Annotated in this window: 13 protein-coding genes; 3 read left to right on the top strand and 10 right to left on the bottom strand. The window is 32.7% G+C overall.

The genetic code is table 11. The features are described 5' to 3' along the window. Nucleotides 1-41 precede the first annotated feature (41 nt). Entirely contained in the window at nucleotides 42-1,193 is a 1,152-nt protein-coding gene (locus ACWJJ2_RS18505; protein WP_216303275.1) for a pyridoxal phosphate-dependent aminotransferase, read from the bottom strand. Nucleotides 1,194-1,382: 189 nt separating this feature from the next. Here ACWJJ2_RS18505 and dapD point away from each other — a divergent pair, with 189 nt between their 5' ends. Further along, nucleotides 1,383-2,093 carry a 2,3,4,5-tetrahydropyridine-2,6-dicarboxylate N-acetyltransferase gene (gene dapD, locus ACWJJ2_RS18500; protein WP_216303276.1) on the top strand — a complete coding sequence of 237 codons (711 nt, stop codon included), beginning with the start codon at nucleotides 1,383-1,385 and terminating at the stop codon, nucleotides 2,091-2,093. A 239-nt stretch (nucleotides 2,094-2,332) separates the two neighbouring features. Here dapD and ACWJJ2_RS18495 read toward each other — a convergent pair whose 3' ends face one another. After that, on the bottom strand, nucleotides 2,333-3,022 hold the full coding sequence (locus tag ACWJJ2_RS18495; RefSeq protein WP_220287410.1) for a single-stranded DNA-binding protein: 690 nt from the start codon (nucleotides 3,020-3,022) through the stop codon (nucleotides 2,333-2,335). A 182-nt stretch (nucleotides 3,023-3,204) separates the two neighbouring features. Continuing rightward, nucleotides 3,205-3,954, bottom strand: a complete 750-nt coding sequence (gene pdaB, locus ACWJJ2_RS18490; RefSeq protein ID WP_309137234.1) for a polysaccharide deacetylase family sporulation protein PdaB — start codon at nucleotides 3,952-3,954, stop codon at nucleotides 3,205-3,207. Nucleotides 3,955-4,248: 294 nt separating this feature from the next. Between pdaB and ACWJJ2_RS18485 the strand changes: the two genes are divergently transcribed. Next, entirely contained in the window at nucleotides 4,249-4,776 is a 528-nt protein-coding gene (locus ACWJJ2_RS18485) for a DUF4364 family protein (protein WP_216303278.1), read from the top strand. A 26-nt stretch (nucleotides 4,777-4,802) separates the two neighbouring features. Here ACWJJ2_RS18485 and ACWJJ2_RS18480 read toward each other — a convergent pair whose 3' ends face one another. Further along, the gene (locus ACWJJ2_RS18480; protein ID WP_220287406.1) at nucleotides 4,803-5,684 is read right to left on the bottom strand and encodes a YncE family protein; all 882 of its coding nucleotides are present in this window, start codon (nucleotides 5,682-5,684) and stop codon (nucleotides 4,803-4,805) included. A 149-nt stretch (nucleotides 5,685-5,833) separates the two neighbouring features. Between ACWJJ2_RS18480 and ACWJJ2_RS18475 the strand changes: the two genes are divergently transcribed. Next, complete coding sequence (locus tag ACWJJ2_RS18475; protein ID WP_216303280.1) at nucleotides 5,834-6,082, top strand: TIGR03905 family TSCPD domain-containing protein; 249 nt, start codon at nucleotides 5,834-5,836, stop codon at nucleotides 6,080-6,082. Nucleotides 6,083-6,620: 538 nt separating this feature from the next. On the opposite strand, the gene ACWJJ2_RS18470 is transcribed toward ACWJJ2_RS18475, so the two are convergent. From ACWJJ2_RS18470 to ACWJJ2_RS18445, 6 genes are all read right to left on the bottom strand, one after another. After that, a complete protein-coding gene (locus ACWJJ2_RS18470; protein ID WP_462953654.1) occupies nucleotides 6,621-7,973 on the bottom strand; it encodes a bifunctional folylpolyglutamate synthase/dihydrofolate synthase in 1,353 nt (450 codons plus the stop codon). A gap of 323 nt (nucleotides 7,974-8,296) precedes the next feature. Next, entirely contained in the window at nucleotides 8,297-9,991 is a 1,695-nt protein-coding gene (locus ACWJJ2_RS18465; protein ID WP_216303292.1) for a peptide ABC transporter substrate-binding protein, read from the bottom strand. A gap of 89 nt (nucleotides 9,992-10,080) precedes the next feature. Next, on the bottom strand, nucleotides 10,081-11,058 hold the full coding sequence (locus ACWJJ2_RS18460) for an ABC transporter ATP-binding protein (protein WP_216303282.1): 978 nt from the start codon (nucleotides 11,056-11,058) through the stop codon (nucleotides 10,081-10,083). Next, complete coding sequence (locus ACWJJ2_RS18455; RefSeq protein ID WP_216303283.1) at nucleotides 11,058-12,068, bottom strand: ABC transporter ATP-binding protein; 1,011 nt, start codon at nucleotides 12,066-12,068, stop codon at nucleotides 11,058-11,060. Before ACWJJ2_RS18455 ends, ACWJJ2_RS18460 begins: the two co-directional genes overlap by 1 nt. Before the next feature lie 14 nt (nucleotides 12,069-12,082). Next, complete coding sequence (locus tag ACWJJ2_RS18450; RefSeq protein WP_165413896.1) at nucleotides 12,083-13,021, bottom strand: ABC transporter permease; 939 nt, start codon at nucleotides 13,019-13,021, stop codon at nucleotides 12,083-12,085. Nucleotides 13,022-13,037: 16 nt separating this feature from the next. Then, nucleotides 13,038-13,955, bottom strand: a complete 918-nt coding sequence (locus ACWJJ2_RS18445; protein WP_216303284.1) for an ABC transporter permease — start codon at nucleotides 13,953-13,955, stop codon at nucleotides 13,038-13,040. Between the last annotated feature and the right edge of the window lie 243 nt (nucleotides 13,956-14,198).

Here is a 14,198-nt window from a genome sequence, read left to right as displayed (position 1 = left end):
TACTTAAATAGGTTGCTTTTCTAGTTCAATATTTTTAAAAATTACTCAGGTAATGATTTAATCCACTTTTCCATTCTATCTAAAGCCTCTTTTAACACTTCCATACTATAAGAATATGATATCCTTATGAAACCTTCTCCTCCGGTGCCAAAAGCCGAACCAGGCACAACAGCGACCTTGCCTTCATTCAACAGTCTGTTGCAAAACTCTTCGCTACTCATAGAAAATTTTGTTATAGAGGGAAATATATAAAAGGCCCCTTTAGGAATAGTTGTATCCATTCCCATTTGCTTCAACCTTTTATATACATAATCTTTTCGCCTCTCAAACTCCACTTTCATATTATTTACATCATTCATGCTAGAAAGTAATCCTTCGCACGCACCCCATTGAGATATTGAGGCTGCACAAGAAACATTATACTGATGTACTTTCATTATATTATCCATGATATATTTGCTAGCACAAACATATCCAACTCTAAGTCCCGTCATTGAAAACATTTTAGAAAATCCACCCACCAAAATTACTTTATTCCTTAATTCATCAATTTGAGCTAATGAATAGTATTTTTCATAACATAATGAGCTATAAATTTCATCACTTATTATGTAAATATTTTTTTCTTTTAGAATTTGAAAAAGTTTATTTCGCTCGAATAATGTTAATGTTGCTCCAGTAGGGTTAGACGGATGTGACATCACTAAAATCTTAGGATTTTCTTCATTAATAAGTTTATTTAATGTTTCAAAATTAATAGTAAAATCACTGTTAAGCTTATAATTAACTACTTCTGCTCCAAAAATCTTTACACAGCTCTCATAAGCTGGATAAGCTGGAGTCGGTACCAGCACTTTGTCTCCAACATTTAAAAATGCTGCAAATGTGCATAGAAGTGCCTCACTTCCACCAACAGTCACAGTTATTTCATCAGCTGAATAGTTGATGCCTGTGCCGCATAAAAAATTAGAAATCTCATGTCGTAGCTCCGGAATACCTGCATTAGTTGTATACTCAGTTTTATTTTCATTAATAGCTTGGATCATGGCTTTCTTAATATTTTTAGGCACTGGAAAATCAGGTTGACCAAGAGTCAGTGAAATCGCCCCTTCAACTTGTGGAACCTTATTAAAAAATTTTCTAATTCCAGAAATCTCTACATTGCTTACATTTTTTGAAAATAAATTATTCATAACATCATCCTTTTCAATGTGTTTGTGCTTTCAATTATTTGCATTATAAGTATTTTACTATATAATAGAATAAAAATCAGTATTTTTTAAATTGTTCTAGGATAATGCTAATATTTATGGTGTAATCGAAATTAAATGCATAAAAATGAAAATTTGGCTTAATACTTATAATACGAAAGGAGATTAACTATGAACTATGATTTAACCGACCCTTATGAAATTGCAAGATACATAAAAGAAGCTAAAAAGGCAACTCCACTTAAACTCTATATTGATGGAGATTTATCACAATGCGAATTTGGCAATATAGAAAGTTTTGGTAACGGAAGCTTTTATATCCTTTTTGGAGAAAGTAATGAGGTATCAGATTTTCTAATAAAGTATAAAGACAGAATCAAAAAATCCAAACTTGAACAAGACAGACGAAACTCCGCTATTCCTTTGATAGATTTAAAAAATATCGATGCAAGAATTGAACCAGGTGCAATTATACGCGACAAGGTTACCATAGGTAAAAATGCCGTTATAATGATGGGTGCCATAATTAACATAGGTGCTGAAATTGGCGATGAAACTATGGTAGATATGAACGCTGTTGTTGGTGCCAGAGGTAAACTCGGTAAAAGAGTTCATTTAGGTGCAGGTGCAGTAATCGCAGGAGTGTTAGAACCTCCAAGTAAAAGTCCTTGTGAAATTGGAGACAATGTACTAATTGGAGCCAATGCTGTAATTTTAGAAGGAGTAAAAATCGGAAATAATTCTATAGTGGCAGCAGGATCTGTAGTTGTAAATGATGTTCCTGAAAATGTTGTAGTTGCTGGAACACCCGCAAAAATAATAAAAAATGTGGATAGTGGAACTAAAGAAAAAACTAAACTACTTGATGATTTAAGAAAATAACAAAAATTAAAAGAGCATATATTACTACAAATTCATCTTACTTTGCTAAGTAATTCTAAACTAATTTTATTGAAAGATACTAAACAGTACAAACTCGCTAACGCTCAAACATGTACTGTTCTTAACGTATCTTCCGATAAAATTAGTTTGAATTACTAAAGCTTGTTCGAATGTATTTTACGTAATATATGCTCTTTTCAACCCCATTAAAAGAAGAAAATTCATTCTACATATCTATACTATATAACGTCTAGAGCTTCAAGGTCCTGCTCTTCATCAATCATATCCGCTTCTACAGTGCCCCCACCATCTTTAGCAACCTTTTCCATCTTTGATATAGAGACTTCATATGCCACTTTCTTTATAACTTCGTCATCTGATAATTTCTTTTGATATTCTCTACTCTGAAGTCTTCCCCATATTCTTATATTATCTCCTACTTCAAGACTTTTACAAAACCTAGAATTTCGTCCCCAAGCAATTGTAGGTATATAATCAGATTTATTATACAATCTGTTAACTGCTAAAAGCATGTCCGCAATCTCTCTCCCAAACGGAGTTGTCCTATACACTGGACTCTTGCAAATATATCCATCTAAAAATATTTGATTTGGATTCTTACTGTGTTCTTCACAAATTTTAATATCTCTAGCAAATACCGTTAATATTAATCGGTTAGATCCGTCAACGAATTTATTGTAAGATCTAAGTTGACCTTCAACTATAAACTCATTTCCTATTGTAATATTCATACCTGCAATTAATCTTTCAGAAATTGTTATAGTTAAAATATCTGTTGTTTCACTAAGTCTCCAAACCTCAAAATCAAATACATAAAAGCCTTCTCCATACATTTCATGACTGAATTTCAATTCAGATACTACCTTTCCTTCTAAATAAATCTTGTTATTTAACATAACATTATCCATCATAATCCCTCTTTCCCTTAGTTTTTTTTAATAAACTTTCTTTAGAATATAAATATTCAGTTTTTCAATGTAATATACCTAATATTAAGAGAATTTTGTTTATATCTATTTTTCCAAAATTATAACTAATTGGTATTTCCATTATAATACAAATACACCGTGGATTTCAATACATTTAATTTTTATTTTTGTATTTGTTTTCCTGATTCATTTATATAATAGTTTTTTTTGTATATAAGATCTGATATTTTTACAAATTTATAGCCTTGAGCCTTAAAATGTTTTAAAATTTTTTCTAAATTTTCAGGGGTATACTTTGCATTATTGTGAAATAAAAGTATGGAGCCCGGCTTAGTCTTTTTAATTATTCTATTATACTCAATTTCTGCCCCCTGCTCTTTCCAATCAATACTATCTGCATCCCATTGAATACAATAATGATTTGTTGATTCTACGGTTTCAATTACTAAATTATTATATTCTCCAGATGGGCATCTAAAAAGGGTTGTTTCTTTCCCTGTTATAGCCATTATTTTAGCATCTGTGGTGGTTATTTCTTTGTTCATTCTCTCCTTGGATATTGTAGTCATTATAGGATGCTTATTGGAATGGTTTCCTATTTCATGACCTTTTTGATGCATCGTCTTTACCCTATCCGGATACTGGTCTAGCCACGCTCCCACTATAAAAAACGTTGCTTTAGCATTGTACTTATCTAATATTTTTAATATATCATCTGTTCTATCATCGCCCCAGTTTGCATCAAAAGAGATCGCAACCTTTTTCTCTTTAGTATCTACGGAGTAAATTGGTAATTTACGTTGCTCACCCAAAAACGCACCCTTAGTTTTTAAGTTATAAACACCTATAATTGATAAAATCACAATGAAAATCGCACAAAATACTATTAATTTTTTTTTTATGTAATTCATATCCTCTTATATCCTCCTTATAATCGCTTTGTGCCAAAGTAATAGATATCCCCTATCGTCTCCTCGCACATTTATACTTTAAATTTATATTCTATAAGTTAATATATATGTGTATAATTTAATTTATAAAGTTTATTTCTTTTGAAAATTCAGATAAACCATTATATAGTATTAAAATTAAAAGCACCGATTCATTTCGGTGCTTTTTATGTTATAATGTTTATAGTTAATTTTACATGAAATGATACCGTTCATTATTGTTTTATATTAAGCAGACTACAAGGAGGAACAGATATGTTTGAGGATGCTTTAGACTTAGCTGAAAATAAGCTTCTTTTACTTTATATATTTTATAAAATAAAGCTCCCTATTTCTAATATTCAAATAACGCAAATTATTTTAGAGAATAATTTTATAAATTATTTTACTTTGCAACAATATATTACTGAACTTATTGCATCTAACCTACTTAAGCATACTGATCAGAAAGGTAAGCATAGATTAGTCATTTCGCAAAAAGGTGACAATGTTCTATCTTTATTTAAAGGAAGAATTTCTGAAAGCAAGATACAACTTATTGATAGCTATTTGAAAGTTCATATTGAAAACATCAAAAAAGCACTCACGGTTAGTGCTGATTACACAATAGAAAACAATAATAATTATTTAGTTAACCTAACCGCTTCAGAAGATAATTTTACACTTATAGATATTAAACTTAGTGTTGCGTCGAACAAGCAAGCACGAAATTTATGCAGTAAATGGAGAAAAAACCCTTCTGAACTTTATGCTAAAATAATTAATCTTCTCATAGATGATTAATCTTAATCTTCTATAGAAGCTGATTTTTATAAAAGTGCCATACCTGTGGGCTCTCCGCCAATAGAGATGGCTTTTTTATTTTCAGTAATTTTATCAATTCTAATAAGCAAATTGTTATAATTATCACCTACATACAAATATTTTTCATCTTCGAGTATTCCCCGAGGCATACCCCCAATTTTAATTTTTTTTATCTCTTTGTAATTATTTATGTCTAATATACTCACCGTGCCATCTCCAAAATTTGATACATAACAGTATTTTTCATTACAATACATGTCCACAGGCGAATTACCAACAGGTATCTTGTATAATACGTTATAGTTTTTTAATGAAATAATGCTTATACTTCCCTTATTGTCCATACCTATATTGCTCTCGCAAACTAAAATATAATTTCCATCCGGGGTAATTAGAGCTTTAGTAGGATATGCCCCCACCCTAATATTTTTAATATTTGTATTCTGAGCACAATCTATTATTGTTATGCTGTCACTATTCATATTTGCCACTATAATAAGGTTCTTTCTTTTACAAAGATAAATACTATGTGGTGAGTTACCACATGGAATTACTTCTACAATTGTTTTTTTGTCTAAATCAAAAACTATTATATCATCAGAATCTCCACAAATAACATATGCCCTATTATCATAAACTGATAAATCATTACAATGCATACCTATAAAATAACTTTCTGTTTCATTATTATCAATATCAACCATAGAAATACTATTATCATAACTATTAGCTGTTAATATCTTGTTTTTATATATATATATACCATGAGGACCAATTCTTTTGAGATTTTTTTTATCCAAATATATTTTTTCTTCTTCTATAAACAAATCCAAGTTAACTTTTGATATGCAATCTGCTGAAGTACTACACACATATAACTTTCTCAAATCCCTCACCTCCCCATAACCATAATATGAAAATAGCGCTAATATGCTAACATTGTTTTCATTAAAATTAAATTCTTGAAATGAGGATACTTAATAGTATATAATAACTATTGTAATTATTAATATTACAAAGGACGGAGGAGTAAATTATGTATAGTTATGATCCAAAAGGCGTTTGTTCAAAAAAAATAACTTTTGAAGTCGTTGACGATAAAATAACAAATGTTGTTTTCACAGGAGGATGCGCTGGAAATTTAAGTGGAATTTCAACCTTAGTAAAAGGTATGGAAGTTTCCGAAGTTATAAAAAAACTTAAGGGTATTAACTGTGGTGGTAAAAGCACTTCTTGCCCAGACCAATTAGCTTTGGCACTGGAAGAATTAGTTGCAAAAGCTTAACCAAATAAGAATACGATTCGTATGAAGTTTCCCCTGCGTGGCACCAAATAAGAGTTTGAAACGTGAAATTCCATTAAGAAATTCTAATCTTTTGCAAATATAAAATTCTCTAACACTCACATTCGGCGTGCGCCGGTTCGCTAGCCTTCCTTCCAGTCAGTCTCACGAGAATTTTATATTTGCAAAAGAAGAATTTTAAATGGAATTTCAATGTTTCTGCTCTTCTTATTTGGTGCCACTTCCGGAGAAACTTCATACTATATCATATTTACACTAAGGGAACTTAAAGAAAATAACAAACCAAAGATTCTGAGGATATTTTGTGACAGACGAAGTGCCCTAAGATGTATTTAAGATTAATTTCTGATAAAGAAAATAATAATTTTCTTTAATCCCCACCAAAAGTCTTTTAGCCGGTAGGCTGCATATGCGGTACATATGTTTTGAATTTAATATTTTCCGCAAGCTGTTTCCTATATAATAAAAATAAATTGACACATATTATCTAGTAATATGTGTCAATTTATTTTTATTACTATTAATGGCTATGAACATTTCGTATTATTTTTCTCATATCTCCCACCATGTATAAAGAACCTGACACTAACAGTAAATCATCTTCATCGCAGTAGCTCAAAGCTTTTTTATATGCATCCTCATAATCTTCAATTGCCTCGCAACTCATAGTATATTTTTCTACTTGGATTTTTAATTCTTCGCAGAGTTCTGCCCTATCGCTATGGGGGGTAACAGTAATAACTCTACTCACCTTTGGAACTATAGTTTTTATCATCTCTTCCACTTGCTTATCCGCAAGGATTCCTAAAATTAATATGATTTTTTTGTAGTTAAAGTACATATCAATACTCTGCGTAAGTTTTTCTATACCATCTATATTGTGTGCACCATCTATAACTACTAAAGGCTTTTTATGCATCACCTCAAGCCTTGCTGGCCACACTACACTCCCAAGCCCTGTTATTATATGATCTCTATTAATCATTGCGCCTTGCTCTATAAGCTCCTCTATAGCATGAACCGCTACAGAACAGTTTAGTAATTGATGTTTTCCTAAAAGTGATAAATCAATAGTATAATCATTATTTGAAGTTTGCACTTTCAATTTTTGAGTTATAGCATTATTACTAGCACACATTGTTTCTTCCATTGAATCCACTGCACTATATTGTAAATTTCCCTTCCCTAAATATACCGCTGAATCCTGTGATACTTTTATTAATTTGCATTTTTTTTCTCTACATATTCTTTCTATTACTTCTTCGCTTTGTTTTTGTTGCGGAAACATAACTACGGGAATCCCCTCTTTAATAATACCTGCTTTTTCACAAGCAATTTTAGCGATAGTATCTCCGAGTATTAGCGTATGGTCCAAACTAATAGATGCAATAATACTTAAAATAGGTGTAATTACATTTGTTGAGTCAAGCCTTCCACCTATCCCTACTTCAACCACTGCAAAATCTATATTGTTTTTATAAAAATATAAAAAACCCGCGCAGGTAATGATTTCAAACTCTGTTGGATTACTATATCCTAGTTCCACTACCTTTTCTACCGCTTTAGAAACCTCTGTTACAACATCACTTAAATCTCCTTTAGAGATGTTTTTATTATTTATTTGCATTCTTTCTTCAAACTCTTCAATAAATGGCGAAGTATATGAGCCTACTTTATATCCAGCTTCGACCAAAATCGTAGTAACCATAGCAGTAGTTGAACCTTTCCCATTAGTTCCTGCAATATGTATACACTTTAATTTTTTATGCGGGTTTCCTAAAAGTTCTAATATTTTTTCAGTTCTCTCAAGCCCAAGTTTGCTACCAAACTTTGCTGTATTTTTTATGTAAGCTATAGATTCATCATAATTCATGCTTATCCTTCCTTTCAAAATAAATAACTATGTCCGGTTAAATTTTATACCAACTTAGTGGCAGTTAACAACCTTTTTTATAAAAAATCTAAAAAATTTGTAACACTTTAATCATTACTCAAATAAAATATTCTAAGTAATTCTTTTTAGGAATTATTTTATGTATAGATACTGCCTACTAATACCTGAGAAAACATTAGAGACGGTTAACATCTATTCCCCCATTAGATCTGTTAACCCACCTCTTTTATTTTCATAAAAATGCCCTACAGCATAGACTTTTATCTATTCTATAGGGCATTTTATTATTTTGCTATTTTATGTTATTTAGCAGCAGTTACGTAGGCTTTTTGGAACCAATGTTTTCCTAAAGCTGATGTACGAACTCCCATAATATTTGGTTTTGAAACCATTGTATTTGTATACCCATAAATAGGAATTACAACATCATTGTTCATAATAATGTCTTCTGCTTCATGCAAAATAGCCATTCTCTTAGCTGGATCTAATTCCTTTTTTGCAGCTATTATTTTTGCATCATATGCTGGATTACTGTATCCAGCGTCATTATTTCCTGAACTTGTTGTAAATAAATCAAGGAATGTCATTGGATCTGTGTAGTCTGCATTCCAGCCATTTCTTGCAAGAATATATTGCTTAGTATTTCTTGTTTGTATGAATACCTTCCATTCTTGGTTCTTAAGTTCTATATTTACTCCAAGATTTGTTTTCCACATATCTTGAACTGCAGCAGCTATATTTTGGTGTCCCGCAAGGGTGTTATAGAGTAAAGTTATTTTAGGGAATCCTTTTCCATCGGGATACCCTGCTTCAGCTAGTAATTTTTTAGCTTGAGCTATATCTCCCTCCGCTGGGTAGTAAGCTTTATTTGCAAAATCCTTACCATTTGGTTCTAGACTCCCTTTTGGAACAAATGACGTTGCTGGGGTTTGCCCACCTTTACTAACGTTATCAACTATGTCTTTTCTGTTAAGGGCAAGCGATAATGCTTTTCTTACTTTAGGGTTTTGTATAGCCTTAGCAGCCTCTGGATTTATCTTAACCGCCTCTGCTGTAAGATTTAGCACATAGTAGTAAGTTGCATAATTAGGAGTGATTTTGCAACTACCATCTGCTACAAGCGCAGGAATTTCTGATTGTGGTGGGTCTTTAATGAGATCCATTTGACCGGCTTTATATGCTGAAAGTGCTGCTGTTTGATCCTCTAACATTTTATAGTTAAGAGTATCAAGTTTAATATTTTTAACATCCCAATATTTGTCGTTTTTTACAAAAGTCAAAACATCCTTAGGTTTCCATTCTTTCATTTTAAATGCACCATTAGTAATATAAGTTGCAGGTTTGGTTGCCCAAGAAGCATCTTTATCTGCTACATCTTTTCTAATCGGCATATATGTTTCGAAAGCCATAAGTGATAAGAAGTAAGCAGTTGGGTTTTCGAGGGTAACTACAAGAGTTGAATCATCTTTAGCCTTAACTCCGACTTCATCAACAGTTGCTGATTTTACACCAGCTGTTTTCTTGTCAGCTGCAAGTTCGCTTTCATTATACCCTTGGGCATTCTTCAAGTAAAAAAGTTGATAAGAATATACAGAAGCAGTTGCAGGCTTTAAAACTCTTTTCCACGCATATTCGAAATCACCAGCAACAACTGGTTTGCCATCTGACCATTGAGCGCCACTTCTAATATGAAACGTATAAGTCAAACCATCTTTTGACATTTCATACCTGTCAGCCATACCTGGAATTGGTTTATCTTTATCATCCAATCTCATCAAACCCTCAAAAGCATTTCCGATAACATCTGCACTGTCACTTGCCTGACTTAATGCTGGATCGATAGTCTTAGGTTCTGCACCTAAATTGAAAGTTATTACCTGCGGCACCTTGCCATTAGCCTCTGGTGCCGCTTTAGTGCCACAGCCCGATAGCAATGATACCCCTAAGGTTACCGCAAGCAAAGTTGCACTAATCTTTGTTGATTTATTCATTTTTATTATTCCCCCCTGTTATATATATAACTATTCGTTGCAAAGCATCGAATTATACTCAATAATATATTCGCTAAACAAAATTTTTATACCATTTAAAATAAATGACAAGCCACAAAGTGGTCTGCCCCTAAATTTTTAAGCTCTGGGTCTACCTCTGAACATATTGCCTTAGCATATTTACATCTACCTTTAAATCTACATCCCGGTGGAGGATCTATAGGTGATGGTATTTCTCCCTCAAGCATAATCCTCTTTCTTAGTGCTGCACCTTCAGGGTCCGGTATTGGAATAGCCGAAAGTAGCGCCTGAGTATATGGATGCATTGGGAGGCTATATACCTCATCACTTTTACCTATTTCAACCATTTTACCTAAATACATAACTCCAATTCTATTTGATATATGCTTAACCATTGATAAATCATGAGCTATAAAAAGATATGTTAATCCCATATTTTCTTGCAACTCTTCGAGCATATTTATAATCTGTGCTTGTATGGAAACATCAAGTGCAGATATAGGTTCATCACAAATTATAAATTCTGGTTGCACTGCTAGAGACCTAGCTATACCAATTCTTTGTCTTTGACCGCCAGAAAATTCATGTGGATATCTGCTAGAATGTTCACTGTTTAATCCCACCGTTGTTAACAGTTCTTGAATTCTTGCCATTCTATCCTTACCTTTATAAACACCATGAATGTCAATTGATTCACCAACTATGTCGCCAACAGTCATTCTTGAATTTAACGAAGCATAGGGGTCTTGGAATATCATTTGAATTTTTTTTCTATAAGGAAGCATCTGCTTTTGACTTAACTTTGATAAATCATGTCCATCGTATATTATTTGTCCACCAGTTGGTTCATATAGCTTTATTATTGTTCTTCCACAGGTTGTTTTACCACAGCCTGATTCTCCCACAAGCCCTAAAGTCTCACCTTTATTGATCGTAAAAGAAATACCATCTACTGCTTTTACATAACTATGAGCTGTACCAAACAATCCCTTTTTAACAGGAAAATATTTTTTCAAATCTTTTATTTCAACTAATACTTTTTCAACACTCATTATAAACTCCCCCTTCCAACAGGTGCTTTTACCTTAGGTGCACTAGGGTGATTTAGAAAGCAAGCTGCATTATGCTCAGGACTAATTTGAAATAATGGCGGTCTTTGCTTTTCACAAATCTTCATAGAATAATTACATCTAGCTGCAAATGGACATCCCACAGGAGGTTTTAACAAATCTGGCGGTTGACCCTCTATTGGTTTCAGTTTTTCCCTTATGGTACTTTGGGGATTTGGAATACTATTTAAAAGCCCCCAAGTATATGGATGCCTTGGATTATAAAATAAGTCCTTAGTAGACCCCGTCTCTGCAATTAATCCACCGTACATAACATTTATTCTGTCGCAAACATCTGCAACCACGCCTAAATCATGCGTTATAAGAATAATAGAAGTGTTTAATTTTTCTTTAATATCCTTCATAAGTTCAAGAATTTGTGCCTGTATAGTAACATCTAGGGCTGTTGTAGGTTCATCTGCAATTAACAATTTTGGTTCACAACATAATGCCATAGCAATCATTGCACGTTGTCTCATACCACCAGAAAATTCATGAGGGTATTGTTTCATTCTTTTTTCAGGACTTGGGATTCCAACTAATGAAAGCATTTTCACTGACTTATCAAAAGCTTCTTGCTTACTTAATCCTCTATGTTTAAGTAATGGTTCCATTATTTGATTACCTATGTTGAATACAGGATTTAGGGAAGTCATGGGGTCCTGAAATATCATTCCAATTTCATTTCCTCTTATTTTTTCCATTTCTTTCTCGGAAATCTTTGCTAAATCTTTTCCTTGGAATAGCATTTCACCATCTATTATTTTCCCTGTATCAGCAAGTAGTCTCATAAGTGACATCATAGTAACGCTTTTTCCACTTCCGGATTCTCCAACTATTCCAAGAGCCTCACCTTTATTTAAGTAAAAGGATACTCCACCTACAGCCTGCACCTCTCCTACATGTGTAAAAAAAGATGTTTTTAAATTATTTATTTCAAGTAATTTTTCCATAATTCCCCCCTTACTTATTTTCTCATCTTTGGATCTAGAGCATCTCTTAAGCCGTCACCAAGGAAATTAAATGCAAGTATTGTTAAACATATTGCCATCGCCGGGAAAAACAATTGTAATGGGTAAAGTTGGTATCCATCTAATGCTTCTGACGCAAGGCTTCCCCATGATGCTTGAGGTGCAGAAATTCCAAGTCCTATAAAACTAAGAAAAGCTTCTGTAAAAATAGCACCCGGTACAGACATTGTCATTGTTACTATTATCGGTCCCATACTATTTGGAATAAGATGTTTTAGTATTATTCTCATGCTAGACGCACCTGAAACCTTTGCAGCAAGGACAAATTCCTGTTCCTTTAGTGCCATAACTTGCGAACGAACTATTCTTGCCATTACCACCCAAAAGGATATTGCCATTGCAATTATAATATTTAACATACCCCCATCGGCTGATGGATGATTTGGTTTAGTAAGTATAACCATCAAGAGAATAACATAAATCATACTAGGTACTGACCAAATTACATCAACAATCCTCATCATTAAATTATCAACAATACCACCTGCATATCCTGCAATACTACCATACAAAATTCCTACAACAAGATTTAATATACTTGCAACATATGCAATGATAAGTGAAATTCTTGCTCCATATAATATTCTTACAAATTGGTCGCGACCAAACTTATCAGTACCGAGCCAATGAGTCGCACTAGGGTTTTGGTTTGCAATTCTAAAATTCTGAGAATAATAATTATACTTTGATAACATTGGGCCAACTATAGCAAGTATAGTTATTAATATAACAAAAACTAATCCTCCCATCGCAAGCTTGTTTTGTTTTAATCTTCTCCAAGCATCCTGTAGATAAGTTTCACTTGGTCTAACTATCTCATTCATTTTTTTCTTGTCATTTGGTATTTTTTCAAATAACTCACTATTTATCTCCATGTTTATGCACCCCCTATTATTCAATTTTTATTCTTGGGTCAATTACTGCGTAAAGTATATCAACAACAAAATTAGAAAGTACTAAGAAGGTAGCATCTAAAGTTACAAAACCTATTATCACGGTGTAATCTCTGTTTGTTATGCTTGTAATGAATTCTCGGCCCATACCTGGGATACCAAACAGCCCTTCAATTACAAAGCTACCAGTTAAAACAGCAGCAAGAAGTGGTCCAATATAAGTTACAATAGGAATTAATGAGTTTCTTAAAGCATGTTTATATATAACTGCATTTTTAGAAAGTCCCTTAGCCCTTGCAACTCTAATATAATCCGTCCTTATAACATCAAGTAAAGCCGACCTTCCAAGTCTTGCAACAAAGGCCATCGAAGATGCTCCAAGAGCAATTGACGGAAGAACATAATCCATAGGAGATTCAAGCCCTATGGCATGAAATATACCCATCCTTATTGCGAATACATAAATCATTAGTGTCGCAATTACAAAACTTGGTACCGTAATTCCAATGGTTGAAATAAACATACATAATTTATCCGGCCATTTTCCTTGATGGAGGGCTGCAACTATTCCTAGATATACACCTAATACCATAGCAAACCCTACAGAAACCACACCTAATCTAGCAGAAACCGGAAGAGAATATCCTATAATTTCATTAACTGTTCTTCCTTCATATGTCATTGAAGGACCTAGGTCCCCATGCGAAAGATTTTTTAGATACATAGTGTATTGTTTAAATACAGGTTTGTCCAAACCAAATTTCTTGTTCAAATTCTCTAAAACCTGTGGATTAAGCTTTTTTTCACCAGAAAATGGTCCGCCAGGCATTAATCGCATTAAGAAAAAAGTTATTGTGATAACGACGAAGATTGTAATCACAGTTGAAAATAGTCTTTTAACAAAGAAATTTAACATCTTTTGCCCCCCCATCTTATAATATTGGTACTTTTCTTCCCCCTTATATAAACACTAATCTTGTTTTTTGAATTATAGCTTATTATCTTACCTTTATTAATTTTAAGAATACAAGATTATCTCGTTGTTGAAAGATTCGAATTACTTATACTATTGAAGTTGCTCCGGATAAATATTTCATTTTAAAATATTTTCATGTAACTATTCCGTTATCAAATCATTTGATTTATCCGATTTTTTTTA

The sequence above is a fragment of the Clostridium sp. CM039 genome (genome assembly GCF_055081075.1).
Note: the sequence above shows the minus strand (reverse complement) of the source record. Positions and strands in the feature narration are given on the sequence as shown.

Excerpts from the sequence above, each read along its gene's own strand:
- ACWJJ2_RS18505 (WP_216303275.1), bottom strand. The coding sequence starts at position 1,193 with ATGAATAATTTATTTTCAAAAAATGTAAGCAATGTAGAGATTTCTGGA.
- dapD (WP_216303276.1), top strand. The coding sequence starts at position 1,383 with ATGAACTATGATTTAACCGACCCTTATGAAATTGCAAGATACATAAAA.
- ACWJJ2_RS18495 (WP_220287410.1), bottom strand. The coding sequence starts at position 3,022 with ATGGATAATGTTATGTTAAATAACAAGATTTATTTAGAAGGAAAGGTA.
- pdaB (WP_309137234.1), bottom strand. The coding sequence starts at position 3,954 with ATGAATTACATAAAAAAAAAATTAATAGTATTTTGTGCGATTTTCATT.
- ACWJJ2_RS18485 (WP_216303278.1), top strand. The coding sequence starts at position 4,249 with ATGTTTGAGGATGCTTTAGACTTAGCTGAAAATAAGCTTCTTTTACTT.
- ACWJJ2_RS18475 (WP_216303280.1), top strand. The coding sequence starts at position 5,834 with ATGTATAGTTATGATCCAAAAGGCGTTTGTTCAAAAAAAATAACTTTT.
- ACWJJ2_RS18470 (WP_462953654.1), bottom strand. The coding sequence starts at position 7,973 with ATGAATTATGATGAATCTATAGCTTACATAAAAAATACAGCAAAGTTT.
- ACWJJ2_RS18460 (WP_216303282.1), bottom strand. The coding sequence starts at position 11,058 with ATGAGTGTTGAAAAAGTATTAGTTGAAATAAAAGATTTGAAAAAATAT.
- ACWJJ2_RS18455 (WP_216303283.1), bottom strand. The coding sequence starts at position 12,068 with ATGGAAAAATTACTTGAAATAAATAATTTAAAAACATCTTTTTTTACA.
- ACWJJ2_RS18450 (WP_165413896.1), bottom strand. The coding sequence starts at position 13,021 with ATGGAGATAAATAGTGAGTTATTTGAAAAAATACCAAATGACAAGAAA.
- ACWJJ2_RS18445 (WP_216303284.1), bottom strand. The coding sequence starts at position 13,955 with ATGTTAAATTTCTTTGTTAAAAGACTATTTTCAACTGTGATTACAATC.